Raw genomic sequence first — 227 nt, forward strand, 5'->3', positions numbered from 1 at the left:
CCGATCTTTTTCGCAAGTTCCGAAGAGGCGTCGGCCGCAACCTTCGCCTGATTGAGATAGGCGACGTTTTCCCAGGCGGCCACGGCGTTTATCCATGCCCGGCGGGTTTCCGCGGCAAGCGATACGGTGGCGATCGCCGCATTGACCTGCGCCTGACGGAAGCGCGTATCCGCCAGCCTGATATTCTTGTCATAGGTCGCCAAAGCGAGAATATTGGCGGTGACGGC

Annotated in this window: 1 pseudogene; it reads right to left on the minus strand. The window is 60.4% G+C overall.

The window, feature by feature from the left end:
• A pseudogene (locus JZX88_RS26035) lies at window positions 1–227 on the minus strand (TolC family protein); the annotation flags it as partial.

The sequence above is a fragment of the Agrobacterium sp. OT33 genome (genome assembly GCF_017313365.1).
In the GTDB taxonomy this organism is placed as follows: Bacteria; Pseudomonadota; Alphaproteobacteria; order Rhizobiales; family Rhizobiaceae; genus Agrobacterium; species Agrobacterium rhizogenes_A.